Source organism: Streptomyces sp. NPDC088157 (genome assembly GCF_044741545.1).
In the GTDB taxonomy this organism is placed as follows: Bacteria; Actinomycetota; Actinomycetes; order Streptomycetales; family Streptomycetaceae; genus Streptomyces.
On record NZ_JBIUSU010000012.1, the window covers coordinates 85,770 to 109,083 of the forward strand.

Below are 23,314 nucleotides of genomic sequence, written 5' to 3' on the forward strand. Positions count from 1 at the left end.
GCCCAGGGAGCTGCCCGTGTCCACGCCGTATCCAGATACCGGTTCGGCCTACGCCGACCCCGACGCTCCCCCCACCCTGGTGGAACCCGAGACACGAAGACTGGACGGCGTGGTACGGGAGGCGTCCGTACCACCGTTCGCGCGCCCGGTGACGTACGGATCGCTCGCCGATCTGCCCTACGACAACGCGGCCACCGCCCCCGAGTCGGTGGTCCTCAGCCGCAAGGGCCCGGACGGCGAGTGGACGGACATCACGGCCGAACGCTTCGCCGCCCAGGTCCACGCGGTGGCCAAAGGACTGATCGCGGAGGGCCTCGTGCCCGGCGACCGGCTCGCCATCATGGTCCGCACGACCTACGAATGGACGCTGCTCGACTTCGCGGCCTGGGCGGCCGGCCTGGTCACCGTACCCATCTACCCGACCTCCTCCGTCTTCCAGACCCGCTGGATCCTCCATGACTCGGGTGCGGTCGCCCTGGTCACCGAGACGGCGGGACAGGCCGCGACCCTGGGCCCCGAACTCGACCGGCTGCCCGACCTCCGCCACCTGTGGGTCATGGAGAAAGGGCATGTGGACCGGCTGATCGACGCGGGCGAGCACGTACCGGACGCGGAGGTCGAGATCCGCCGGGGGATGCTGGTCCCGGACACGCTGGCCACCCTCATCTACACCTCCGGCACCACGGGCCGCCCCAAAGGCTGCGCGCTCACCCACGGCAACTTCTTCGCCGAGGTGGACAACGCGATCGAACTCCTCTACCCGGTCTTCAAGTCGGGCGGCGAGGACCTCTCCGTCCTCCTCTTCCTCCCCATGTCCCACGTCTTCGGCCGCATGGTCGCCATCGCCTGCGTCCGCGCCCGCGTCCGCCTCGGCCACGCCCCGAGCCTCAAGGCCGACGAACTCCTCCCGGACCTGGCGGCCTTCAGACCGACCTGTCTGCTGGCCATCCCGTACATGCTGGAGAAGATCTTCAACACCGCCCGCGCGAAAGCCGAGGCGGGCGGCAAGCTGTCCTCCTTCGACCGGGCCGTCAACGTGGCCCGCCGCTACGGCGAGGCGGTCGAGGCCCAGAAGACCGGCGCCGGTTCCGGCCCGGCGACCACCCTCCGCGCCGCCCGCACCCTGTACGACCCGCTCGTCTACCGCCGCATCCGCAACGCCATGGGCGGCCGCGTCCGTCACGCCATCTGCGGCGGCTCCCCCCTGGGCCAACGCCTCTCCGCCTTCTACCTCGGCGCGGGCATCGAGATCTACGAGGGCTACGGCCTGACGGAGACCACGGGCGCGTCCACGGTGACCCCGCCGCTGAAACCCCGTCTGGGAACGGTGGGCTGGCCCCTGCCGGGCACGAAGATCCGCATAGCGGCGGACGGCGAGATCCTGATCGCCGGCGAACACGTCCTGCGGGGTTACTGGGACCCGGCGGCCGGGGGAGTCGTCCCCGCCGCCCCCGACGGCTGGCTGGCCACCGGCGACCTCGGCGAACTGGACGACGAGGGCTATCTGACGATCACCGGCCGCAAGAAGGAGATGATCATCACGGCGGGCGGCAAGAGCGTCGCCCCCGCGCCGCTGGAGAACTGGCTGCGCTCCCACCCCCTGATCTCCCAGGCCATGGTCCTCGGCGACGGCCGCCCCTACGTCTCCGTCCTCCTCACCCTCGACCCGGACGGGCTCACCCACTGGCGTCAGATGAACGGCAAGCACCCGGTCCCGGTGGAGCTGCTGGTGGACGACGGCGACCTGAAGGCAGTACTCCAGCGCGCGATCGAAGAGGCCAACAAGCTGGTCTCCCGGCCGGAGTCCATCCGCCGGTTCGCCATCCTCCCGACGGACTTCTCGGAGCACGCCGGCCATCTCACCCCCTCGATGAAACTCCGCCGCGAGGCGGTCCTGAGGGACTTCGCGGAACAGGTGGAGGGCCTGTACGAGCAGCAGACGCGGTAGACGCGACGGGCGCGAGACGGGGTGGACGGGGTGGAGGGGGTAAAGGATTCGCGGGGCGGACCCCGGCCGGGGAGCATACGGCTCGTGAACGGCATCGAGTTCTTCCACCACCCGGGGGACGACGGCCCCGACCCGGTCTGGGGCGTCCGCGTCGACGGCGTCGACCTGCGCGCTCACACGGCCTGGGCGACGCGTGAGCTGTGGCGACCCGAACTGCGGGGCCAGTTCGAGGACCAGGAGCGGGAGTCGGCCGAGCTGATCTGGCGACAGCACGGCGGGCTGGGCGTTCTCGACTTCACCGAGAACCCGTTTCTGCGTACGGCCGACCGGACCCCGCTCCTCGGCTGCCCCTGCGGGATCTGGCAGTGCTGGCCCCTCATGGCGCGCGTCGCGGTGACCCCCACGACGGTCACCTGGTCCGCCTTCCACTACCCGGAGCGCGAAGAGTGGGGCGAACTGCCCCTGGGCCCGTTCGTCTTCGAGCGGAAGGCCTACGAGACGGCGCTGGGCTCCCCGGCGGTGGCGGCGGAGGATCCGATGGGCCCGGCTCCGGATTCCCTGGGCGTTTCCTGATCCCTCTCGGTGGCGACGGCGGTGGCGGAGAGCAGCGTCGCACCGGCGAGGCCGCCCCAGAGCGCGGCCGGGCCGTGGGGTGCGAGGGCGGTGATGACCGCCGGGGAGACGGCGAGGCCGAAACCCGTGGACAGCTCGAAGCGGGCGAGGGTGCGTCCCAGGACGCGGGCCGGGGCGAGGACGGTGACGAGCGCGGTGGCGCTGCCGGCATAGACGATCTCGCCCAGCGTGCAGACCACGGACACCACGGCGACGGCCGGGGCGCCCCACCCGTGTCCCAGCGAGGTGGCCGCGAGGAAGCCGAGGTAGGACGCGCTGAGCACCACCCCGGCCAGAGCCAGCACGCTCCGCCGGGAGAAGCGGGACATCAGGACGGTGACCGGAACCTGCAAGGTGACCACCAGCACCGTGTTGGCCACGAAGATGGCCGCCGACCACACCGGGGACGCGTGCAACCGGGTCACCAACACCAGGGGGAGCGCGATCTCCGGCACGTTGAGGCAGAACGCGTAGACCACGTTGGCGGCCAGCAGCGCGCGCATCCGAGGGGCGGGGGTGGGCTCGTCGGCTCTGTCCCCGGCCGGGAACGCGGCCGGATCCGCGCGCAGGTGGACCGACCACGCCAAGCCCGCCGCCGCCAGATAGGCGAGCCCGGTGACGGCTGCCAGCGTCTGCAACGCGGTGGTGCCGCCCGCCAGGCACGCGGTGGCGAGGAGCGCGCCCGTGCCCAGTCCGGCGTTGCGCAGGGCTCGGCCTGCCGCCAGAGCGGTGTCGCGTTCCCGGCCGTGGGCGACGGTGGCCACGAGAGCGGCGTGGGCGGCAGGCCAGGCCTGGTTGCCGACGCCGAGGACGAGCGCCGCCGTCGCGAACAGCCAGGCGTCCCCCGCCGGGGTGGCCAGCAGCAGCGCCACACCCAGCACCCGCACCAGCATCGACGCCGCCACGACGGTGCTGCGTGCGCCCCGGTCCAGCCATCGGCCCACCGCGGGCATGCACACCAGGCCCACGACGACGCCGACCGTCATGGCGATGCCGGTGACCGGCGCGGACAGCCTCAGCACCGTCACCCCGTAGAGCAGCAGAAAGGGTCGCAGCATGCCGGTGCCGAGCGCGTCCACGGTCAGGGCGACGGCATAGCGGGGACCGCCGGAGGCTCGGACGAGGGCGCGGGGCCGGATCTTGGTGGTGGTTGCCATGGCGGCAACGGTGAGTTCAACCGCCCGGCCCGGCACGTCGGTTGACGCAGACCGTCAACCGACGCCGTCGTCGGCCGTCCGGTCGGTGATGATGAGGGATGACGTTGAGGATCGACATCAGCGGCCTGCCGTCCGAGCGACTGCGGTTCGCCGCTTCTCCGCTGGCCGAGCTGACCGCGATGCTGCACGTGCTGGTGGAACCCGGGCACCATCCGCAGCTCGCCGACTGGGCCGGGGACGTCTGGACCGGGCTGCGGCCGGAGCTGGCCGAGCGGCTGCGGGAGGCGGAGTTCCTCTGGCGTTCCTCACAGGCGGACTTCCTGATCCCCGCCCGGCCCCGGCCGACCCTCGCCGAGGAGCTGGACGACGTGGACCGGATCGACGACGAGAGGTATGTGACCGCCGCGCTCGTCACCACGTGCGGCAGCAACCGGGTCCACTTCGGCACGCGGTCGCCGCTCACCGACGCGAGTGCGCGCGAACGTGCCCTGGACCTGGCCCAGTCCCGCGGCGCGCTGCAGGAGGCCTTCGCGGAACGGCTGCTCACGGACCCGGCCGCCGTGCGGGCGCGGGTGCGCGACACCCTCGAACAGTGCGCCGAGGCCTTCTTCGACGCCGCCTGGGCGGGCGTCGCCGTGCGACTCGCCACCGACCTGCGCCTGAAGAACGACCTGCTGAAGCGCCAGGGTGTCGGGGCCGCACTCGCGTCGGTCTCCGACGCGGTCACCCTGGCACCGGACGGCGACTGCATCATCGTCGACAAGTTGCAGGACAAGGCGACCACCGCCCACGGCACCGGGGTCACCTTCATCCCCAGCGTCTTCGGCCGCCCGCACCTGGTGGCGGTCCACGCGCCCGGGTGGCAGCCGGTGGTGCAGTACCCGGTGGGCGAGCCGAGTCCGGCGGAGCCGGTATCGCTGGAGACGGTCACCCTACGGCTGGAGGCACTCGCCCACCCGGTACGGCTGCGGCTGCTGCGCAACCTGGCCCGCGGCCCGCACACCAACCGTGAGCTGGCCCACGCCTGGGACCTCACACCCCCGGAGGTCTCCCGCCACCTCACCGTGCTGCGCCGCGCGGGCCTGCTCACGGCCCGACGGCACGGTCGCTACGTCCGCTACACCCTCGACCTGCCCGGCCTGACCGCACTGGGGTCCGACCTGCTGGGGGCGGTGCTGCGCTGAGGCGACTACTTCACGGCGTGGGCGAGGAACTCGGCCCAGGCGCCGGTGGCGAGGGAGAGGCGGGGACCGTCGGGGTTCTTGGAGTCACGGACGTGGATGATCCGGGGGCAGACGGCGACTTCCACGCAATCGCCACCCTCGCCGTCGCTGTACGTCGACTTGCGCCAGGGATAGGACACTTCCAGGCATTCGCCGCCTTCGCCGCCGCTGTACGTCGACTTGCGCCATGAGTAGGCGACTTCAATGCATTCGCCGCCTTCGCCATCGCTGTAACTGGACTTGAACCAGGTCAGTTCCTCGCCGCTCATAGCTCCTCCAGCTTCATCTCGATCAACGCCCGGGAATCCTCGGGCGGCAGAGCAATTGCCCGCATGATTCCATAGCGGTCCGCGATCGTTCGGACCTCTTGGAGGTCGGTGATCAAGCGGGGGTATCCCTGGACTTCCGTGTATGCCACCTGCGGGTGCTTCTTGGGTGTCAGCAAATTGAACGCGCCGCCCATATTGGGGTGATTCTCGATTCTGGTCGGCATCACTTGGATCTCCACGTTCCGCCGGTCGCCGAGGCGCAGCAACTGCTTCAGCTGCTCCTCCCGGACGACCCGCCCGCCGATGGGCCGATCCAGCACGACTTCTTCGAGCACGTAGCTGACGGTTGGTGAAGGCCAACGATCCAGGACCTGTTGGCGTGACAGCCGGTCGGCCACGCGCTTCTCGATCGTCTCCTCGTCGAGCAGCGGCCGTCTGCGGGAGAACATCGCCCACGCGTATTCCTTGGTCTGCAACAAGCCAGGCACCCCCTGGTTGGCATAGAAGTGCAGCTCAACGGCCTCCGCCTCCAGTGCCGCATAACTCCGATACCACTCCGGGTGCCGCGTCCGCACCCGGCTCATCGCCTCCCGGACCTCGGGAATCGCCTCCTTGAACAGGCCCCCGGAATCGAGCAGTTCATCCGCCTTCTCCAGCACCTCGGGCCGGATCGTCCGCACGCCCCGCTCCATCGCGGAGATCGCGTCCGGCCCGTACCCCACCAGCTCCCCGAACTCCTTCTGCGTGAGTCCCTTGCGCTCCCGCAGCAGTTTCAGCATCTTGCCCAGGGCCGTGAACAGCCCTGTCGTGCCGTCGGCCTCCGCCGGTGTCTCCGGCCTGCGGTCGTCCGTCACTTTCGCCACCACCCTCCGCCTCCGTGGTCACGGCCGACGACCCGTACGCCTGCCGCACCGCAGCCGTACAACTACGCAGAGTCGCCGAGCCGCTCCTGGTCAGAGTAGGGACAACCGGCCACGCTCAGTCAGGTGAACTCCGAAATCTCGACCCAGATCTCCACCCGGGAATCCTCCCTGGACACCCCTCTCGGTGAACTGACCCTGCGCCTCAGCGCGACGCCGCGTGGAGCCCGGCTGGCCCGTCGCCTCACGGGTCACCAGCTCACCGCCTGGGGGCACCCGCACGGCAGCGACGCCAACCACACCGCGCAGCAGGTGGTCGCGGAGCTCGCCGCCAACGCCGTCACGCACGGACGCGTCCCGGGCCGGGACTTCGAGCTGCGGCTCCGACTGCTCCCGGAGGACACGCTGCGTGTCGAGGTGAGCGACGCCCGCGCGGACCGGCAACTGCGGATCGTCACGAACCCGCAGGAGGAGGGCGGCCGGGGCCTGATCCTCGTCCGGGTGCTGGCCCGCACGTGGGGTGTCGCGGAGCGGGAGGTCGGCAAGACGGTCTGGGCCGAGCTGCCGCTCCACGGCCGGAGATGAACCCGAGAGGAGCCCGAGCGAGACCCTAGGGGTGCGACGGGTGGCGATACGGAGTGAGCGTCTCCGCCAGCAGGTCCACGAGCTGGGTGACGAGGGCGAGGCGTGGGCCCTCGCGGGCGATCCGGAAGCCGTGTCGCCGCCCGTGGAAGGCGGCCTGGACGAGATGGAACTGCGCCCATCGGCGGGTGCGTTCGCGGTCGAGCCCGGCGGCTTCGGCGAAGGTGTCCAGGATGCGGTGGGCGACCCGGCGCAGATCGCCGTCGCCATGCCGCATGACGTGTCCGAAGATCAGCGGCTTGAGCAGGGTGCCTCCGTCGTACGCGGGATCCCCCGCCCACCCCTTCGGATCGACGGCGAGCCACGGCTCACGGTCGGCGCGCAGGATGTTGCGGGCGTGCAGGTCCCCGTGGACGAGCAGGACGGACCGGCCGCGCCCGAGTTCTCGTACGGTGTCCAGGGCGACGTCGACGGTACGAGGGCGCAGGGCGTGAGTGAACTCGGCCTGGTCGGCGATGATTTGCCGCTTCCACCCGTCGGCCAGGTCAGCCAGCCGGGGTAGGCCGTCCGGGGCGGGGACGGCGAGCCGTCGGCTGATCCGCCCGGCGACGAGGGCGACCTCGTCGGTGTCCTCGACCTCGGCGAGGGACGACGCCCGTACCCGCTCCAGCAGCATCGCGAAGCGCGGGTCGTCCCGCTCGTAGAGCCGCACGGCCCCCTGCCCGCCCCAGGCGGCGAAGGCGTCGGGTTCGTGGACGTTGCCCGGATGCGGGAAGGACACCTTGATCACGGCTGGGGTCCCGTCGGGCTGGCGCAGCACGGGCACGACGATCCCGACGCCGCCGTGCACGACGTCACCGTCGGGCAGGCAGCCCCAGCGGTCGAGCAACTCGCCCACCAGCGCGGGAAGGCCCTCGGCCCACCTGGCGCCGGGTTCCCCCTCCCGCCGGACGGTACTGCGCACGAAGGCCTGCGGTACCTCGATCATGACCCCATTGTGCCGGGATCGCCCGCGGCGGTGTGCGTCAGCAGGTAGGTGCTGCCGCTGTCGGGATCGCCGAAGAAGAAGAACAGCACCAGCTTCTTGTGCGCGTCGCGGTCCATGTACAACTGCCAGGTGTACGTCGAGGGCACGTCGGGCGACGCCGTGGGCGCGGGTGTGACGGCGCGTGTCCCGACCGCTGTCCGGGTCGTCATGGAGAGCCGGACCCGCTGGCCGCCGGAGGGGTCGGTGAGCTTCCAGGTTCCGGAACCGGTCACGCGCCAGGCGTCGTCGAAGTCGAAGTCCTGGCCGTCGAGCAGATGGAGGGAGGCCGTTCCGTCGGGTCGCAGCGTCAGCCGTGTCTCCTCGGCGCCCTCCCATGTCCCCGAGGCCTCGGCCACCGTGGCGTCGTGCAGGTCGGTGCCGTTGTAGTACTGATAGGGGCCGGCCGGACCGGCGGTGCACGCGCTCAGCGCGGCCGTGGACGCCAACGCCATGGACACGGCGAGTGCCGCACTTCCCCGGGGCCATCTCATGGCTGGACCCTCGCAGATTTTTTGAACCCGTTCAACTCATTCGTGTGACTGTGCCGGGCGGCCGGGCCGGGGGCCTGCCGACGTCAGTGGCCGGGCCGGGTGTCCCGGGCGGCCGCCTCGCTGTCGGGGTGGACGGGGAAGATCTGGTCGAGGCCGACGACGCGCAGGATGCGCAGGGTGTTGGCCGGGACGCCGGCGAGCGCGATGTCCGCCTGGGCCGCGAGGGCGTGGTGGTGGGCGGCGATCAGCGCGGTGATGCCGCTGGAGTCGCAGAACTCCATGCCGGCCAGGTCCAGGATGAGGCGCTGGCCCGGCCGGAGGGCGAGTGTGGGCAGCAGGCCGCGCAGTTGGCCGGCGTGGGCGAAGTCGAGGTCGCCGAGGATCTCCAGGACGGGGCCGGTCGCGACGTCTCGGGCGGCGATCTTCAGCGGGCTCACCGGGTGTTCTTCGTGGCCGGGTCGGCGGCGGGGACGCCGAGGGCGAGCAGGGCGGTGTCGTCGTCGAGGCCGTCCCCGAAGTCGTCCAGCAGGCCGATCAGGGCCTGGACGACGGCCCGCGGGGACCGGCCTGCGTGCTCGGCGGCGAAGGCGCGCAGCGCCTCGTCCCCGTACAGGCTGCCGCGGTCCTCACCGGTACGGGCTTCGGTGAGGCCGTCGGTGTAGAGCAGGAGGGTGTCGCCGCGGGCGAGGACGGTGGTCGCGGTGACGAACCGCGCGTCGGGCAGCACGCCGACGAGGAGGCCCCCGGGGGTGGGGAGGAAGTCGGCCGTGCCGTCGGCCCGCAGGACGAGCACCGGCGGATGGCCGCCCGAGGCCAGGCGGACGGCGACCTGTCCGGTCGCGGGGTCCGGTTCGAGGACGCCGAAGACGGCGGTGCAGTAGCGCGGATCACCGCTGCCGGAGTAGCGCTCGTGGAGGACCTGGTTGAGCGTCGCCAGCGCGGAGACGGGGTCGGAGTCGTGCACGGCGGCGGCCCGCAGCGTGTAGCGGGTCAGTGAGGTGACGGCGGCCGCCTGGGGGCCCTTGCCGCAGACATCGCCGAGGAAGAAGGCGAAGCGTTTGCCGTCGACGGGGAAGACGTCGTAGAAGTCGCCGCCGAGCCGGTCGGGGGAGGCCGTGTGGTAGTGCGCGGCCGTCTCCATCCCGGGCACCGGCGGCAGGGCGGCGGGCAGCAGCGACTGCTGGAGCACGGCGAGGGCCTCCTGGAGGCGGGCGCGGTCGGCCTCGGCCTGTCTGCGCGCTTCCTCGGCCGCCTGCCGGCCGCGCAGGAGTTCCTCCTCGTAGGCGCGGCGGTCCCGGGCGTCGAAGACGGTGGTGCGGATCAGCAACGGCTCGCCGGTGGCTCCGTGCTTGACCACGGAGGAGACCAGCACCGGCGTCCGGGCGCCGTCGGCCTGCTTCATCTCCAGGGCGATACCGCCGATCCTGCCCTGCATCCGCAGCAGCGGCGCGAAGTGCGTCTCGTGGTACAGCCTGCCGCCCACGGTCAGCAGGTCGGTGAACCGCATCCGCCCGACCACCGCCTCCCGCTCCAGGCCGAGCCAGCCCAGCAGGGTGTTGTTGATCTTGGCTATGGTGCCGTCCATCAGCGTGGACAGGTATCCGCACGGCGCGCTCTCGTACAACTCCTCGGCACTGTCCTCCAGCAGCGCGGCGAACGTCGCGTCCGACGTCTTTCCGTCGCCGGCGTCACCCGGGCCGCACTGCTGTCCGGTGCGGCACATCACCGCAGGCCTGCCAGGAACGTGGTGATCGCTTCGTTGGTGGCCTCGGGCGCGGACAGGTGCGGGCAGTGCCCGGTGGCGTCCAGCGTGATCAGCGTCGAGCCGGGGATCGCCTGGTGGACGAAGGCGCCGACCTCCCGGGGGGCGATGACGTCCTGGGCGCATTCGAGCACCAGCGTCGGCACGCTCACGTTCTTCAGGTCGTCCCTCGAATCCGACAGGAAGGTGGTCCGGGCGAAGACGCGCGCCATCTCCGGGTCGGTGGCGCAGAAACTGTTCGTCAGCTCCGCGCCGAGCTCGGGTCGCTCCGGGTTCCCCATGATCACCGGTGCCATGGCCGCCGACCAGCCCAGGTAGTTGGATTCCAGCGATCCCAGCAACTCGTCGATGTCCTCCGCGCTGAACCCGCCCCGGTAGCCGTCCGAGTCGATGTAACGGGGAGACGGGGCGACCATCACCAGCGCCCCGATGCGCTCCGGAGCGAGGCCGGCGGTCAGTACCCCGATCACCGAACTGACCGAGTGCCCCACGAACACGGCGTCACGCAGGTCGAGCGCTTCGCACACCTCCACCACGTCCCGCGCGTAGCCGTCGAGGGAGCTGTAACGGTCCTCCGAGAACGCGGACAGGTCCGAGCGGCCCGACCCCACGTAGTCGAACAGCACCACCCGGTACTCATCGGCCAGAGCGGGCACGGTGAGCCGCCACATGTTCTGATCGCAGCCGAACCCGTGCGCCAGCACCACCGTCGGCCCCTGCGGGTTACCGGTGACGCTGACGTTGTTCCTGCGCTCGATGTCCATACTCACCAGTTTCCCAAAACTCGCCGGCCGCTCCGGTACCCGTCCCGTGTCACCCCAATCCCAGGACTCGGGCATCCGGCGCGGCCGGCCGGCGCTGATCAGAAGGCCTTACCGGCGGTCAGGAGGGCTTGCGGGCGACGAGGAAGGCCTGCGGGACCGATTCGCCGAGGTCGGCGGCCGGCTCCCGCACCGTGCGCGACACCATCGCGAACCCGGCCGCCGTGAGCAGCTCGGCCATCCGTTTTGGGCGGCGTCGTTCGAAGTCGATGGCGACCGGGTGGCCCCACGGCCGGTCGTAGTGGCGCGGTTCGTCGCCGACCTGGAAGGCGAGGAGGAGATGGCCGCCGGGAACGAGCACGCGGTGAAACCCGGCGAAGAGGCCCGGCAGCTCGTCCACAGGGGTGTGGATGGACGAGTAGAAGGAGACGACGCCCGCCAGACTCCCGTCGGCGAAGTCCAGCTCCAGCATGGAGCCCTGCTCGAACCGGATCTCCGGGTTCTCCCGCCGTGCGATCGCCAGCATCGAATCCGACAGGTCGAGCCCGCAGATGTCGAGCCCGCGCGAGGCCAGGAACCCCGTCGACCGGCCGGGACCGCACCCGAGGTCCGCCACCCGGCCCCCGGGGCCGACGAGCTCGGCGTAGGCGGTGAGCACGGCCCGCTCCAGCGGCCTGGCCACCAGCTCGTCACGGAAGCGCTCGGCGTAGTCCTCGGCGATGGCGTCGTAGAAGGTGCGCGTGGCGGCGACGAAGCCGGGGACGGCGGAGGCGGTCTCCGGGACGACGGTGACGGGCCCGGGGGCGGCCGAGGGTGCCCCCGGGGCGATGGCGGCCGGGTCCGGTGTCCCGGACGAGGCGGGGTCCGGCGTGGTGGAGTTGGGGTCCGTGGTGTCGGTCATGGGCGGGGAGCCTAGGAGCCGCCACTGACAGCGGGGGCGGTTCTACGCCACACCCATCGCACGCGGAACCCCCGTCACCGTCGCCGTCGGCACCACCATGACGCAGCACGTGTGAGGTCGGCGGGGGGCACGCCCGGAGGGTGGAGGGTAGAGGTCGCGGGGGGACGGCCGGAGTGCAAAGGCAGGCGGGCAAAGGCAGGCGGGCAAAAAGGCAGGAGCCCCGTGCCGTACGGCACAGGGCTCCTTGGGTACTGCTCTCAGACTTGCGATCTCAGGGTATGGAGATCAGACGGGGGTGACGTTCTCCGCCTGGGGACCCTTCGGGCCCTGCGTCACGTCGAAGGAGACCTGCTGGTTCTCCTCGAGCGAGCGGAAACCCTGCGCGTTGATCGCGGAGTAGTGGACGAAGACGTCGGGGCCGCCGCCTTCTTGGGCGATGAAGCCAAAGCCCTTTTCGGCGTTGAACCACTTCACGGTTCCGGTAGCCATAAGCCCTCCTTGGGCCCAAAGGGTTGCCCTGCTCCAGAACCCTGCAAGCGTGAAAGCAAGTGCCGCACAACTGCATACGTCTGAAAACGACGAGAGCCCGCGGTTACATGCTCCGCAGGCTCTGTACTGCAAGGGAAACCAAACTGCAACTTGCGGCGAGCCTAGCATGCAGGCAGCCGAAAGCAATAGAGGTCAAGATCACGTCACCCGGATGTTTGAAGATCCGTAGAAGAGGTTGACCGAGGGGGTGGAGTGCCCACGGTATCCGATGGGGTCTAGCCTCGCGATGTGGACAATTCCCGCACCCGGCCGCGCGTCGGCCACATCCAGTTCCTCAACTGCCTGCCCCTCTACTGGGGGCTCGCGAGAACCGGCACCCTCCTCGACTTCGAGCTGACGAAGGACACCCCGGAGAAACTCAGCGAGCGACTGGTCCGGGGCGACCTCGACATCGGGCCCATCACTCTCGTCGAGTTCCTCAAGAACGCCGACGACCTGGTCGCCTTCCCCGACATCGCCGTCGGCTGCGACGGCCCGGTGATGTCCTGCGTGATCGTCTCCCAGGTCCCGCTGGAGGAGCTGGACGGCGCCCGGGTCGCCCTCGGGTCGACCTCCCGCACCTCCGTGCGCCTGGCCCAGCTGCTGCTGGCCGACCGCTTCGGCGTCCGGCCCGACTACTACACCTGCCCGCCCGACCTGAGCCTGATGATGCAGGAGGCCGAGGCGGCCGTGCTCATCGGCGACGCGGCGCTGCGGGCCAACCTGCTGGACGGGCCGAAGTTCGGTCTGCAGGTGCACGACCTCGGGTCGCTCTGGAAGGAGTGGACCGGGCTGCCGTTCGTCTTCGCGGTGTGGGCGGCCCGCCGGGAGTACCTGGAGCGTGAGCCGGTCATCACCCGTCAGGTCCACGAGGCGTTCATCGAGTCCCGCAACCTCTCGCTCGACGAGGTCGGCAAGGTCGCCGAGCAGGCGGCCCGCTGGGAGGAGTTCGACGAGCGGGTGCTCGAGCAGTACTTCACCACCCTCGACTTCCGCTTCGGCGCGCCCCAGCTGGCGGCCGTGACCGAGTTCGCCCGCCGTGTCGGTCCGACCACGGGCTTCCCGTCGGACGTCAAGGTGGAGCTGCTCGGGCCGTAGCCACGGCACTACGCTGCTGCCGAGTCCAACGGCGCCCCGCGGGGCGCCTTTCGGGGGAGGGTGGACGTCCATGCAGCCGCTCGGAGTCGACGAACCGACGACCGTGGGGCCCTACCGGCTGCTCGGCCGGCTCGGCTCCGGCGGGATGGGCCGTGTCTACCTGGGCCGCAGCGTCGGCGGCCGCACGGTCGCCGTGAAGATCGTGCACCCGCACCTCGCGCTCGACGAGGAGTTCCGCGCCCGCTTCCGGCGCGAGGTCGAGGCCGCGAGGCGGGTCGGCGGCGCGTGGACCGCGCCGGTCCTGGACGCGGACCCGGAGGCTGCGGTGCCCTGGGTCGCCACGGGTTACGCGGCCGGCCCGTCCCTGGCCGCGGCGGTCGGCTCCGGCGGCGGGCCGCTGCCCGAGTTCTCCGTACGGGTCCTGGGCGCCGGCCTGGCGGAGGCGCTGGGAGCCGTGCACGAGCTGGGTCTGGTGCACCGGGACGTGAAGCCGTCCAACGTCCTGCTGACGGTGGACGGTCCGCTGCTGATCGACTTCGGCATCGCCCGGGCGACCGACGGCACGGCCTCGCTCACCTCCACCGGCGTCTCGGTCGGCTCGCCCGGCTACATGGCTCCCGAGCAGATCCTCGGCAAGGTCGCGTCCGGCGCGGCCGACGTCTTCTCCCTCGGCGCGGTCCTGGCCTACGCGGCGACCGGTGGGCCGCCGTTCCCCGGGGACTCCTCGGCCGCCCTCCTCTACAAGGTCGTTCACGAGCAGCCGGAGCTGGGCGAGCCGGAGGGCGCGCTGCGGGGCGAACTGCGGGCGGTGGTCGAGGCCTGTCTTTCCAAGGACCCGGCCGCCCGGCCGGCCCCCGCCGAGGTGGCCCGGCGGCTCGCTCCCGAGGGCGCGGCCCGGCTGGTGGCGGGCGGGTGGCTGCCGGGCGCGCTGGTGGAGCAGCTGGGGCGGACCGCCGTACAACTGCTGAACCTGGAGGGGACGGGGGCCGGGGCCGAACCGGTCGCGTCCGGGCCGGTGGGTTTCAGCAGTCCGGCGGTGACGACGGGGGAGCCGGCGCTGGGGCAGTTCGGGCCGCCACCGGTGATGGGCGGGGGCGCGGGGAGTGCCGTCACTCCGGTCGACGAGCCAGGTCTCGTCCCCGCGCCGAGGGACGCCGAGCCGGCGGCGCGCGCGGCCGAACGGCCGGGCAAGGTCTCCGTCACCGTGGCCGCCACCGCGACTCCGGGGGAGGCCGGGCGCGGCCGACGGCTGAGCTGCACCGTCGCGCTGGCGGTCGCGGGGGCGATGGCGGCGGTCACGGTCGGGTCGGTGTTCGTGTTCCACCTGCTGCCGGGCGACGGCGACCGCGACGAGGCCTCCGGCAGCGACGCCTACTCCTCGGCGCCGGCGGACGGTTCGAGCTCCGCCCCGAGCGCCTCCGCCCCGAGCGGCGGTTCCAGCTCCGGCCCGACCGCCTCGGAGACGGCCGGCGCGCTCCCGGCCCGCTACGTCGGGACCTGGGAGGGCGAGGGCAGCGGCCTCGGCGGCACGCTTCCGATGGGCACCTTCCGGGTGACGGTCCAACGGGCCGACGTGGGCGACAAGCTGGGGGAGCTGCGCCAGACCGATGTGCTCGGCGGCATCTGTCTCGACGTTCTGACGCTGAAGCAGGTGACGCGGAAGGAGGTCGTCGCCACCTCGGTCGGGGCGAAGAGCAACCACAGTGGCTGCAATCCGGAGGCCCACACGATCCGGCTCACCCCGACCGGCGACGACCTGACCTACACCTCGGACAGCGCGGCGGAGGGCAACCCCGTGGCGCGGATGTCGAAGGTCGAGTAGCGGGCGTGGCGGAGCGGGCCCGGCCGAGGAGACCGCGCGAGAAGGGAAGGGGCCCTGAGATCCCTGTCGATGTCGATGACACCTCCGGGTGACCTGGCGCTGATCGCCGTCGCCGCGCTGTGGGGCGCCATGGCGGGGGCGCTGCTGCCGCGGGCCGTCCACCGCTTCTCCGTGCCGTGGGAGGAGAGGGACGGCGGCTGGCGGGCGAGCTGCCCGGCCGGGCACCCGATCCGGGGGTGGCTCGGACGGGCGAGGTGCGGACGGTGTGCCGAGCCGGGCGCCCCCTCCGACGCCCCGGGCGCCCTCCGCCTCACCTTCCTCACCGCTCTCGTGTGTGCCGCGCTGGCCGCCGCCACCGGCGTCCGGCCCGAGCTCGCCGTGTGGCTGCTGCTCGCGCCGGCCGGGGTGCTCCTGACCGCCGTCGACCTGCGGGTGCGCCGGCTGCCCGATCCGCTCACCCTCCCGCTCGCGGCCGCCGCCCTCCTCCTGCTGGCCGCGGCCGCGCTGCTGCCCGAGCACGCCGGTGACTGGACGAAGGCCCTGCTGGGCGCGCTCGCCCTCGGCGGCGGCTTTCTCGTGCTGCACCTCGTCAACCCCGGCGGGATGGCCTACGGCGACGTGAAGCTGGCGCTCTCGATGGGCGCCGTCCTCGGCTGGTACGGCTGGGCGACGGTCATGCTGGGCACGTTCGCCGCGTTCCTGCTCGGGGCGCTGTACGGCGGCGTGTTGGCCGTCGTGGGACGGGCGGGACGCAGGACGATGATCGCCTTCGGGCCGTTCATGCTCGCGGGGACTTTGACCGGACTGCTGATCGGCGCCTACGCGGCCTGACGTCCGGGTGCCGGGACGCCTGGCGTAGGCTGGTTCGGTCTGTCCACAACCCTTGACGAAAGGGACGCTCCGGTGCCCGAGAAGGCCGACCTCCAGTCTGTGCTCGACCGTGCCGCGGACGGCGGGCGGATCACCCCGGAAGAGGCCCTCGACCTCTACCGTGACGCCCCGCTGCACGCGCTCGGCGCCGCCGCCGACGCCGTACGCCGCCGTCTGTACGCGGGGACCGAGCACATCGCCACGTACATCATCGAGCGGAACATCAACTACACGAACGTGTGTGTCACGGCGTGCAAGTTCTGCGCCTTCTACGCGCCCCCGAAGGACACCGCCAAGGGCTGGACGCGCGACCTCGAGGACATCCTGCGGCGGTGCGCCGAGACCGTCGAACTCGGCGGTACGCAGATCATGTTCCAGGGCGGGCACCACCCGGACTACGGCGTCGAGTACTACGAGAAGCACTTCGCCGCCATCAAGGAGGCGTTCCCCCAGCTCGTGATCCACTCGCTGGGCGCGTCCGAGGTCGAGCACATGGCGCGGATCTCCAAGGTGTCGGTCGAGGAGGCCATCGCCCGTATCCACGCCGCCGGCCTCGACTCCTTCGCAGGCGCCGGCGCCGAACTGCTCCCCGCCCGGCCCCGCAAGGCCATCGCCCCGCTCAAGGAGTCCGGCGAGCGCTGGCTGGAGATCATGGAGATCGCGCACGGGCAGGGCGTCGAGTCGACGTCCACCATGCTGATGGGCACCGGCGAGACCAACGCCGAGCGCATCGAGCACCTGCGGATGATCCGTGACGTGCAGGACCGGACCGGCGGCTTCCGGGCGTTCATCCCGTACACGTACCAGCCCGAGAACAACCACCTGAAGGGCCGCACCCAGGCGACCCTCTTCGAGTACCTGCGGATGATCGCGATCGCCCGCCTGTTCCTCGACAACGTCCGGCACATCCAGGGCTCCTGGCTGACGACGGGCAAGGAGGTCGGCCAACTCTCCCTGCACTACGGCGCGGACGACCTCGGCTCGATCATGCTGGAGGAGAACGTCGTCTCCTCGGCCGGCGCCAAGCACCGCTCCAACCGCCTCGAGATCATCGACCTGATCCGGAAGGCGGGCCGCGTCCCGGCCCAGCGCGCGACGACGTACGAACACCTCCTCGTGCACGACGATCCGGCGAACGACCCGGTGGACGAGCGGGTCATGTCCCACATCTCGTCGACCGCGATCGCCGGCGGCACGGCCCACCCCGAGCTGAAGCTCCTCGCTTCCAACTAGTCTCCGAACCGGCCTTCGCATGCTGACGATCCACGCGGACTCCAGGGGCCGGGCGCTCGCCGTCCAGGGCGCCTGGATCGCCGACGCCGGGTCACCGGAGGAGCTCGTCGTCGCGTATCCGTCGGCGCGGGTGCGGCGGTGGCCCGGCATCCTGACGCCCGGGCTGATCAACCCGCACGGCAACGAGCTGCTGGAGGAGGCGTATCACCCGGACCCGCGCGAGGCCGACCTGCTGGGCGAGGCACCGCTGACCGGGGACGCGCTGGCGGCGCTCGACATGGACGGCGTCCGCTGGAGCGCGAGCGTGCGGCGCGGGGTGCAGCGCATGCTGGCGCACGGCACGGTCGGGGCGGCCTGCGAGGAACTGCGCAACCGTGCGGTGCGGGACGCCGTGCACCGCTCCGGTCTGGCGGTTCTGGGCCGGCTCGGGCGCCCCGGTGGGACACCCGCGCTCGACCCGTACGCCGCCGGGCTGCCAGTGGTGTTCGCGTCCCCACGTGAGTGGCACTCCGCGGCCCGGTTCGCCGTGTTCGACGTTCGGGACGAGGCCGAGCTCGCGGAGCGCGGCGCGGGCACGTGCGTGGCCACGGTGGTGGACGGCCGCCTCGTCCACCGACGACGCTAGCCCTGCTCCGAGAACGCCTCCGCGAACGCCCCGTCCTCCTGCTCGACCCCGCTGCAGTTGGTCAACGCGTCGTCCGTGGCGGAGCCGTCCTCACACTGCTGGTCGCGGAACGTCGACCACATGGACACCCACGAGATGCCCTTCTCCTCGGCGAACGTCCGCACCTGCGCCGCGTCCGAGAGCGAGAACGTCTCGTTGTCGACGTCGTTGGTGCCGATCATCGAGGTGAGCGCCATCCCCTTCCACGCGCCGGCGTCCGTCGTCCCGAAGACCTTCTTGAGCTGTCCCTGCGCGGCCGTCGCCGAGGTGATCGCGTACCCGCCCATGTCGCCGGCGTACGACTCGCCGTAGTTCATCGTCATGAGGTTGACGGTGGAGACCTGGACGTCGTACTTGTTCGCGGACGCCAGCAGCGCCAGGCCGTCGGAGTCCAGCCCGGAGGGCATCACCGGGAGGGTGAAGGAGACCTCCAGGTCCGGGCGCTCCGCCTGGAGCGCGGCGATCGCCCGGGAACGCAGGGCGACCGAGGCGGAGTCGGTCAGTTCGTCGCCCTCGATGTCGAAGTCGGCCTGGGTGGAGCCCGCCGCGTCGAGTGCGTCGCCGTACGCCTCCGCGAGTTCCGACGCGCTGTCACAGGTGGCCGCCAACTCCTTGCCCGAGGCCCCGCCGAAGGAGACGCGCGCCGTGGCGCCCGACTCGGTCAGCGCCGAGATACGGGACTTCACCGCGGAGTCGCCGATGGCGTTCGTACCGTTCCACTTCGGCGTGCAGCCGCTGCCGCTCGAGATGACGAACGCCAGGTTGTACGTCGTCGGCGAGCCGGCCGAGTCGTTGCCGTCGGCCTCCACCGCGCTCACGTACGGCGCGTAGGAGGTGCCGGTACTCGATGATGTGGCGCTGGGCGATGGTGAGGGACTGTCGGCCTGTTCGCTCTCCGCGGGTGGTGCCGCGTCCGACGTGCTGCCGGAACCCGCGGAGCATCCTGTAACGGCCAGGGCAAACAGGCAGGTGACCCCGGCCATCGGCATCAGGAAACTCCTCATTGCGTATGCACCCGCTCTCGTGATTTCTGTCTCAGCACGGAAACAAAGCGCGTTTCCGAAATGGAAATGTCTCACATGTGGGCGGATCGCGCGGGAACAGTGGGCACACAGACAGTACATGGAGGTAAGCGCGCAAAAGGTGATATGCATCCGCCCAAAAGGGATAATCAACCCTCCCATGATGGGTGTGCGTCGCGCAGGGGATTCGGGGATCTCTCAGGGAAGAGACAGGTTCACGTGTTTCTCATGGGCCTCTCACAAGCAGTGCAGAGTTTGCGCCACATAAAGGCTCTCTAATATCCGTGGAATGCAATCCGAGCCTGCCATCGAAAGCCGTGCCGCCGCTCGCGGCAGCCGTCGCAGCCGCAAACGTGACGACGCCTCCGCCGAGGGGCCCGTGTTCGTTGACAACTCCGGACGCAGGTCCAAGCTGCTGCGCCGGATCGGTCTCCTCCTGGGGGTCGGCTGTCTTGTGTACGCCGTCGTCCTCGGCGCCGCCTTCATGGGCTGGGGCACCTCGTTGACCCCGTCCTCGCTGCTGCCGTTCGGCAACGGAGGCCCGCGGGGTTCCCAGAACTCGGGCCCCGGCGGCTTCCAGCCGCAGGGCGGTGTCGGCACCCCGCCCTCGAGGCCCACCGGCACCCCGCCCACGGGCGTCGCCACCGGCGAGCCGCCGAGCTCCGCCCCGACCGCGACCGCGACCGCCTCCGCGGCCGCCAACTGACCGGAGCGCAGCCACTTCCATGACGACCACCACCTCCCGCGGCCGCCGCCGCGCCCCCACCCGCATGTCGCGGGCCGCGGGCAAGGCCGCGGCGCTTCAGAAACCGCGTGTCATCCTCGCCCTGCTGCTTCTGCTCGCGCTGACCAGCGTGATGCTCCTCGACGGCTATCTGCGCGCCGAGGTCGGCGGGGACCAGCGGGTGCGCACCGGGGCCGGTGCCGGCAAGGTGCCCGACAAGGTCCTCGACGGCGGTCCGATCCTGACCTTCCAGGGCGGCCAGGCCACCACCGTCTCGGTGCCGGACAAGACGATCGCGCTGACCTTCGACGACGGCCCGAACCCGACCTGGACGCCCCAGGTGCTGGAGATCCTCCGGAAGTACGACGTGCCCGGCACGTTCTTCCTGGTCGGCTCGATGGTGTCGCGCTACCCGAGCATCGTGAAGGACATGGTCGAGGAGGGCAACGAGGTGGGCATCCACACCTTCACCCACGTCGACCTCTCCTACCAGTCCGACGCCCGCGTCGACCGGGAGATGGAGCAGACCCAGCTCGCGCTCGCGGGCGCCGCCGGCATCACGACGACGCTCTTCCGAGCCCCGTACTCCTCCGAGACGGACGCCATCGACAACTACAGCTGGCCCATCTACGAGAAGCTCGGGGAGGACGGCTACACCAGCGTCTTCGTCGACACGGACAGCGACGACTGGAAGAAGCCGGGCGTCTCGAAGATCATCAAGTGGGCCACGCCGGAGGACGGCAAGGGCGCGTCGGTGCTCTTCCACGACGCGGGCGGCGAGCGCTCACAGACGATCAAGGCGCTGCCGACGTACATCAAGAGGATGAAGGCCGCGGGCTACACCTTCACCACCATCAGCGGCGTGATGCAGGAGCAGAACGCCGCGGCCCGGCAGCAGGCCACGGGCGCGACCGGCACCGGCACCGGCACGGATACCGGGGCCACGGGAACCGAGGGGACGGCGGGGACCCAGGGGGCGACCGGCGAGCAGCGCGGCACCCTGCCCAACGGCGAGGGCGGGGCCGGGACCGGCGCTGTCGGCGGGACCGGCGGGACCATCAACCGCCTTCAGGCCGCTCACCGCGAGGCCACCGGCGTGACCCTCTACGAGGGCAAGGCCCTCATCGCGGCGGTCACCCTCGCCGAGTGGACCGTCCCGACGCTGTCGGTGGGGCTGATGATCGTCGGCGTGGCCGTCATGGGCCGGTTCGGGATGATGCTGATCCTGGCCCGCCGTCACTACAGAAAGCGCAACAAACGGCGCTTCAGCTGGGGGCCGATCGTCACCCGGCCGGTCAGCGTGATCGTCCCGGCGTACAACGAGAAGGAGTGCATCGCCAACACCCTCAAGTCCCTGGCGAAGAGCACCCACCCGATCGAGATCATCGTCGTGGACGACGGTTCGACGGACGACACGTCCGAGATCTCGCGCGAGGCGGCGAGGGCCCTCGGCATGACGAACGTCCGTGTCATCCGGCAGGAGAACGCGGGTAAGCCGGCCGCCCTCAACAACGGTGTCCGCAGCGCCGGTTACGACATCGTCGTGATGATGGACGGAGACACGGTCTTCGAGCCGGACGCCGTGCACCAGCTCGTGCAGCCCTTCGCCGACCCGAACGTCGGCGCGGTCGCCGGCAACGCCAAGGTCGGCAACCGCGACACGATCATCGGCGCCTGGCAGCACATCGAGTACGTGATGGGCTTCAACCTCGACCGCCGCATGTACGACCTGCTGCGCTGCATGCCGACCATCCCCGGTGCGATCGGCGCGTTCCGTCGCGACGCCGTGCTGGAGGTCGGCGGCATGAGCGAGGACACCCTCGCCGAGGACACCGACATCACCATCGCGATGCACCGCGCGGGCCGGCAGGTCGTCTATCAGGAGCACGCCAAGGCCTGGACGGAGGCGCCCGGCTCCCTGAAGCAGCTGTGGTCCCAGCGCTACCGCTGGTCCTACGGCACCATGCAGGCGCTGTGGAAGCACCGCAAGTCCCTCACCGACAAGGGTCCGTCGGGACGCTTCGGCCGGGTGGGCATGCCGCTCGTGGTCCTCTTCCAGATCGTCACGCCGGTCTTCGCCCCGCTCATCGACGTGTTCACCGTCTACTCGATGATCTTCGTCGACTTCCAGGCGGCCCTGCTGGCCTGGCTGGCGGTACTCGGCGTCCAACTGGGCTGCGCGGCCTACGCCTTCCGCCTGGACCGCGAGAAGTACCGCTACCTGCTGATGATGCCGCTCCAGCAACTGGCCTACCGCCAGATGATGTACCTCGTCCTCATCCACTCCTGCATCACCGCCCTCACCGGCGGCCGCCTGCGCTGGCAGAAACTGAAGCGCACCGGAGAGGTCGGCACCCCGGCCGGGGTGAGCTGATGAGCTGGGACCAGCAGCAGGGGTACGGGCAGGACTACGAGCAAGGCTACGGGCAGCAGCCGTATCAGCAGCCCTTCCCGCAGGGGTACGACCAAGGGCAGGGGTACGGGCACGGCCGGCAGCCGTACGCGCCACAGCAGCCGTACGCCCAGCAGGGGCCGTATCCCCAGCAACTGCCGTATCCGCAGGGGTACGGGGACCACGGGCAGGGCGCTGTCGTCGAGCAGACGGCGCCCCTGCCCGGGGTGGAACCCGGTCCGGGGCCCGTTGCGGAGCCCGAGGCTCCCGCCGGCGAGGACGTGGCGCCGACGTCGGCGGAGGAGATCCCGCCCACGCCCAAGCCCGAAGCGCCCCAGCGGGACCGCTATTTCGACACCCTCCGCGCCCTCGCCCTCATCCGCGTCGTCGCGTACCACACCTTCGGCTGGGCATGGGCCGGCATGGTCTTCCCCTCCATGGGGATCATGTTCGGCCTGGCCGGTTCCCTGATGGCGAAGTCCCTGGAGCGTCCGGCTCCGAAGGTGGTGAGGAGCCGCCTCCGCCGGCTCCTTCCCCCCTTCTGGTTCTGGGGCGTCTTCGTCGTCCTGGCGATGCTGGTCCATGACTGGATGCCGGGCTGGGAGATCGTCTACTGGGTCGTGCCGCTGGGCGATCCGCCGGGCAACGCCTGGGGCGAGCAGGCCTGGGAGATCCTCTGGTACCTGCGGACCTACCTCTGGTTCGTCCTGCTCTCCCCGCTTCTGCTACGGCTGTTCCGGCTCGCCCCGGTACCCGTGCTGGCGCTCTCCCTCGCGCCGATCCTGGTGCTGACGTTCGTATGGGCGGGTCCGGACAACCGCGTCGGCACCGCGATGTGGGACCTGTCGACGTACCTCTTCTGCTGGATGCTCGGCTTCGCGCACCGCGACGGCGTCCTCCAGCGGATGAGGCCCGCCCTGGTGGTCGTGGTGTCGCTCGCGGCGATCGGGTTCGGCGGTTGGTATGCCCTCACGCACCAGGCCGAGTTCGGCACCTACGACCTCGACGAGGACCCCCTCGCGCAGGCCTTCTGGTCGGCGGGCTTCGTCATGCTGCTGATGTGGGCGAAGGCGTACTTCGGGATCGACTTCGCCTGGCTCACCCGTTTCCGGCGCACGAACCGGATCGTCACCGTCTTCAACGCGCGCGCGGTGACGATCTACCTCTGGCACGAGATCGCCCTGATCCTGGCCGTGCCGCTGATCGACCGGTTCTGGGACGTCCCCGCGTTCGAGACGTACCTGCCGCTGGAGAGCCAGTGGTTCATGTTCGGTGTGGGCTGGCTGCTGATCGCGGTGTTCGTGCTGCTCTGCGGGTGGGTCGAGGACGTCGCGGCACGGAAGAAGCCGAGGCTCCTGCCGTGAGGCG

Annotated in this window: 23 protein-coding genes; 12 read left to right on the top strand and 11 right to left on the bottom strand. The window is 71.0% G+C overall.

The window, feature by feature from the left end; translation table 11 throughout:
* The first annotated feature begins 16 nt into the window (after window positions 1-16).
* Window positions 17-1,948 carry an AMP-dependent synthetase/ligase gene (locus tag ACIPFH_RS37665; RefSeq protein ID WP_401833755.1) on the top strand — a complete coding sequence of 644 codons (1,932 nt, stop codon included), beginning with the start codon at window positions 17-19 and terminating at the stop codon, window positions 1,946-1,948.
* An 84-nt stretch (window positions 1,949-2,032) separates the two neighbouring features.
* A complete protein-coding gene (locus tag ACIPFH_RS37670) occupies window positions 2,033-2,521 on the top strand; it encodes a hypothetical protein (RefSeq protein ID WP_401833757.1) in 489 nt (162 codons plus the stop codon).
* Here ACIPFH_RS37670 and ACIPFH_RS37675 read toward each other — a convergent pair.
* Entirely contained in the window at window positions 2,440-3,717 is a 1,278-nt protein-coding gene (locus ACIPFH_RS37675) for an MFS transporter (RefSeq protein WP_401833759.1), read from the bottom strand. The genes ACIPFH_RS37670 and ACIPFH_RS37675 overlap by 82 nt on opposite strands.
* A 98-nt stretch (window positions 3,718-3,815) precedes the next feature.
* Between ACIPFH_RS37675 and ACIPFH_RS37680 the strand changes: the two genes are divergently transcribed.
* On the top strand, window positions 3,816-4,901 hold the full coding sequence (locus tag ACIPFH_RS37680; RefSeq protein ID WP_401833761.1) for a DUF5937 family protein: 1,086 nt from the start codon (window positions 3,816-3,818) through the stop codon (window positions 4,899-4,901).
* 5 nt (window positions 4,902-4,906) lie between these two features.
* On the opposite strand, the gene ACIPFH_RS37685 is transcribed toward ACIPFH_RS37680, so the two are convergent.
* Window positions 4,907-5,209, bottom strand: a complete 303-nt coding sequence (locus ACIPFH_RS37685; protein ID WP_401833763.1) for a DUF397 domain-containing protein — start codon at window positions 5,207-5,209, stop codon at window positions 4,907-4,909.
* On the bottom strand, window positions 5,206-6,075 hold the full coding sequence (locus ACIPFH_RS37690; RefSeq protein ID WP_401833764.1) for a helix-turn-helix domain-containing protein: 870 nt from the start codon (window positions 6,073-6,075) through the stop codon (window positions 5,206-5,208). The genes ACIPFH_RS37685 and ACIPFH_RS37690 overlap by 4 nt, the downstream gene beginning before the upstream one ends.
* Window positions 6,076-6,195: 120 nt before the next feature.
* Between ACIPFH_RS37690 and ACIPFH_RS37695 the strand changes: the two genes are divergently transcribed.
* Window positions 6,196-6,654 (top strand): ATP-binding protein, encoded by a 459-nt coding sequence (locus ACIPFH_RS37695; protein WP_401833766.1) that lies wholly within the window; start codon window positions 6,196-6,198, stop codon window positions 6,652-6,654.
* Window positions 6,655-6,679: 25 nt separating this feature from the next.
* Here the strand turns inward: ACIPFH_RS37695 and ACIPFH_RS37700 are convergent, their stop codons facing one another.
* The 7 genes from ACIPFH_RS37700 to ACIPFH_RS37730 all read right to left on the bottom strand — a co-directional run bounded on the left by ACIPFH_RS37700 (window position 6,680) and on the right by ACIPFH_RS37730 (window position 12,082).
* Window positions 6,680-7,639 carry an aminoglycoside phosphotransferase family protein gene (locus tag ACIPFH_RS37700; RefSeq protein ID WP_401833768.1) on the bottom strand — a complete coding sequence of 320 codons (960 nt, stop codon included), beginning with the start codon at window positions 7,637-7,639 and terminating at the stop codon, window positions 6,680-6,682.
* Window positions 7,636-8,169, bottom strand: coding sequence for a hypothetical protein (locus tag ACIPFH_RS37705; RefSeq protein WP_401833770.1), 534 nt, complete (start codon window positions 8,167-8,169; stop codon window positions 7,636-7,638). Before ACIPFH_RS37705 ends, ACIPFH_RS37700 begins: the two co-directional genes overlap by 4 nt.
* An 83-nt stretch (window positions 8,170-8,252) precedes the next feature.
* The gene (locus ACIPFH_RS37710; RefSeq protein WP_401833773.1) at window positions 8,253-8,606 is read right to left on the bottom strand and encodes an STAS domain-containing protein; all 354 of its coding nucleotides are present in this window, start codon (window positions 8,604-8,606) and stop codon (window positions 8,253-8,255) included.
* Window positions 8,603-9,892, bottom strand: coding sequence for a PP2C family protein-serine/threonine phosphatase (locus ACIPFH_RS37715; protein WP_401833774.1), 1,290 nt, complete (start codon window positions 9,890-9,892; stop codon window positions 8,603-8,605). The genes ACIPFH_RS37710 and ACIPFH_RS37715 overlap by 4 nt, the downstream gene beginning before the upstream one ends.
* On the bottom strand, window positions 9,892-10,695 hold the full coding sequence (locus ACIPFH_RS37720; protein ID WP_401833777.1) for an alpha/beta fold hydrolase: 804 nt from the start codon (window positions 10,693-10,695) through the stop codon (window positions 9,892-9,894). Before ACIPFH_RS37720 ends, ACIPFH_RS37715 begins: the two co-directional genes overlap by 1 nt.
* A 118-nt stretch (window positions 10,696-10,813) precedes the next feature.
* Entirely contained in the window at window positions 10,814-11,593 is a 780-nt protein-coding gene (locus ACIPFH_RS37725) for a class I SAM-dependent DNA methyltransferase (RefSeq protein WP_401833778.1), read from the bottom strand.
* Window positions 11,594-11,878: 285 nt separating this feature from the next.
* Complete coding sequence (locus ACIPFH_RS37730) at window positions 11,879-12,082, bottom strand: cold-shock protein (protein WP_003974443.1); 204 nt, start codon at window positions 12,080-12,082, stop codon at window positions 11,879-11,881.
* 288 nt (window positions 12,083-12,370) lie between these two features.
* Here ACIPFH_RS37730 and ACIPFH_RS37735 point away from each other — a divergent pair, with 288 nt between their 5' ends.
* The 5 genes from ACIPFH_RS37735 (at window position 12,371) to ACIPFH_RS37755 (ending at window position 17,769) form a co-directional block, all read left to right on the top strand.
* Window positions 12,371-13,219: a menaquinone biosynthesis protein gene (locus tag ACIPFH_RS37735; RefSeq protein WP_359119997.1), complete on the top strand. Its 849-nt coding sequence runs from the start codon at window positions 12,371-12,373 to the stop codon at window positions 13,217-13,219.
* A 70-nt stretch (window positions 13,220-13,289) separates the two neighbouring features.
* The gene (locus ACIPFH_RS37740) at window positions 13,290-15,041 is read left to right on the top strand and encodes a serine/threonine-protein kinase (protein ID WP_401833782.1); all 1,752 of its coding nucleotides are present in this window, start codon (window positions 13,290-13,292) and stop codon (window positions 15,039-15,041) included.
* 75 nt (window positions 15,042-15,116) lie between these two features.
* Complete coding sequence (locus ACIPFH_RS37745) at window positions 15,117-15,872, top strand: prepilin peptidase (RefSeq protein ID WP_401834012.1); 756 nt, start codon at window positions 15,117-15,119, stop codon at window positions 15,870-15,872.
* Between the two features lie 72 nt (window positions 15,873-15,944).
* On the top strand, window positions 15,945-17,144 hold the full coding sequence (mqnC, locus tag ACIPFH_RS37750; protein WP_401833784.1) for a cyclic dehypoxanthinyl futalosine synthase: 1,200 nt from the start codon (window positions 15,945-15,947) through the stop codon (window positions 17,142-17,144).
* A 19-nt stretch (window positions 17,145-17,163) separates the two neighbouring features.
* Window positions 17,164-17,769 (top strand): hypothetical protein, encoded by a 606-nt coding sequence (locus ACIPFH_RS37755; protein WP_401833787.1) that lies wholly within the window; start codon window positions 17,164-17,166, stop codon window positions 17,767-17,769.
* On the opposite strand, the gene ACIPFH_RS37760 is transcribed toward ACIPFH_RS37755, so the two are convergent.
* Window positions 17,766-18,812 carry a chitinase gene (locus tag ACIPFH_RS37760; RefSeq protein ID WP_401833789.1) on the bottom strand — a complete coding sequence of 349 codons (1,047 nt, stop codon included), beginning with the start codon at window positions 18,810-18,812 and terminating at the stop codon, window positions 17,766-17,768. The two genes, ACIPFH_RS37755 and ACIPFH_RS37760, sit on opposite strands and share 4 nt — an antisense overlap.
* A 307-nt stretch (window positions 18,813-19,119) precedes the next feature.
* On the opposite strand from ACIPFH_RS37760, the gene ACIPFH_RS37765 reads away from it, so the two are divergent.
* Genes ACIPFH_RS37765 through ACIPFH_RS37775 form a run of 3 tightly spaced genes read left to right on the top strand, consistent with a single transcriptional unit; the run spans window position 19,120 to window position 23,310 of the window.
* Window positions 19,120-19,536, top strand: coding sequence for a hypothetical protein (locus tag ACIPFH_RS37765; protein ID WP_401833792.1), 417 nt, complete (start codon window positions 19,120-19,122; stop codon window positions 19,534-19,536).
* 19 nt (window positions 19,537-19,555) lie between these two features.
* On the top strand, window positions 19,556-21,928 hold the full coding sequence (locus ACIPFH_RS37770; protein ID WP_401833794.1) for a bifunctional polysaccharide deacetylase/glycosyltransferase family 2 protein: 2,373 nt from the start codon (window positions 19,556-19,558) through the stop codon (window positions 21,926-21,928).
* Window positions 21,928-23,310 carry an acyltransferase family protein gene (locus ACIPFH_RS37775; RefSeq protein ID WP_401833796.1) on the top strand — a complete coding sequence of 461 codons (1,383 nt, stop codon included), beginning with the start codon at window positions 21,928-21,930 and terminating at the stop codon, window positions 23,308-23,310. The genes ACIPFH_RS37770 and ACIPFH_RS37775 overlap by 1 nt, the downstream gene beginning before the upstream one ends.
* Window positions 23,311-23,314 lie beyond the last annotated feature (4 nt).

What these genes read in the sequence shown, in the direction of transcription:
- ACIPFH_RS37720 (WP_401833777.1), bottom strand. Translation starts at nt 10,695, where the DNA reads ATGGACATCGAGCGCAGGAACAACGTCAGCGTCACCGGTAACCCGCAG.
- ACIPFH_RS37705 (WP_401833770.1), bottom strand. Translation starts at nt 8,169, where the DNA reads ATGAGATGGCCCCGGGGAAGTGCGGCACTCGCCGTGTCCATGGCGTTG.
- ACIPFH_RS37770 (WP_401833794.1), top strand. Translation starts at nt 19,556, where the DNA reads ATGACGACCACCACCTCCCGCGGCCGCCGCCGCGCCCCCACCCGCATG.
- ACIPFH_RS37740 (WP_401833782.1), top strand. Translation starts at nt 13,290, where the DNA reads ATGCAGCCGCTCGGAGTCGACGAACCGACGACCGTGGGGCCCTACCGG.
- ACIPFH_RS37765 (WP_401833792.1), top strand. Translation starts at nt 19,120, where the DNA reads ATGCAATCCGAGCCTGCCATCGAAAGCCGTGCCGCCGCTCGCGGCAGC.
- ACIPFH_RS37700 (WP_401833768.1), bottom strand. Translation starts at nt 7,639, where the DNA reads ATGATCGAGGTACCGCAGGCCTTCGTGCGCAGTACCGTCCGGCGGGAG.
- ACIPFH_RS37680 (WP_401833761.1), top strand. Translation starts at nt 3,816, where the DNA reads ATGACGTTGAGGATCGACATCAGCGGCCTGCCGTCCGAGCGACTGCGG.
- ACIPFH_RS37755 (WP_401833787.1), top strand. Translation starts at nt 17,164, where the DNA reads ATGCTGACGATCCACGCGGACTCCAGGGGCCGGGCGCTCGCCGTCCAG.
- ACIPFH_RS37725 (WP_401833778.1), bottom strand. Translation starts at nt 11,593, where the DNA reads ATGACCGACACCACGGACCCCAACTCCACCACGCCGGACCCCGCCTCG.
- ACIPFH_RS37675 (WP_401833759.1), bottom strand. Translation starts at nt 3,717, where the DNA reads ATGGCAACCACCACCAAGATCCGGCCCCGCGCCCTCGTCCGAGCCTCC.
- ACIPFH_RS37760 (WP_401833789.1), bottom strand. Translation starts at nt 18,812, where the DNA reads ATGAGGAGTTTCCTGATGCCGATGGCCGGGGTCACCTGCCTGTTTGCC.
- ACIPFH_RS37685 (WP_401833763.1), bottom strand. Translation starts at nt 5,209, where the DNA reads ATGAGCGGCGAGGAACTGACCTGGTTCAAGTCCAGTTACAGCGATGGC.
- ACIPFH_RS37775 (WP_401833796.1), top strand. Translation starts at nt 21,928, where the DNA reads ATGAGCTGGGACCAGCAGCAGGGGTACGGGCAGGACTACGAGCAAGGC.
- ACIPFH_RS37730 (WP_003974443.1), bottom strand. Translation starts at nt 12,082, where the DNA reads ATGGCTACCGGAACCGTGAAGTGGTTCAACGCCGAAAAGGGCTTTGGC.
- ACIPFH_RS37715 (WP_401833774.1), bottom strand. Translation starts at nt 9,892, where the DNA reads ATGTGCCGCACCGGACAGCAGTGCGGCCCGGGTGACGCCGGCGACGGA.
- ACIPFH_RS37745 (WP_401834012.1), top strand. Translation starts at nt 15,117, where the DNA reads ATGACACCTCCGGGTGACCTGGCGCTGATCGCCGTCGCCGCGCTGTGG.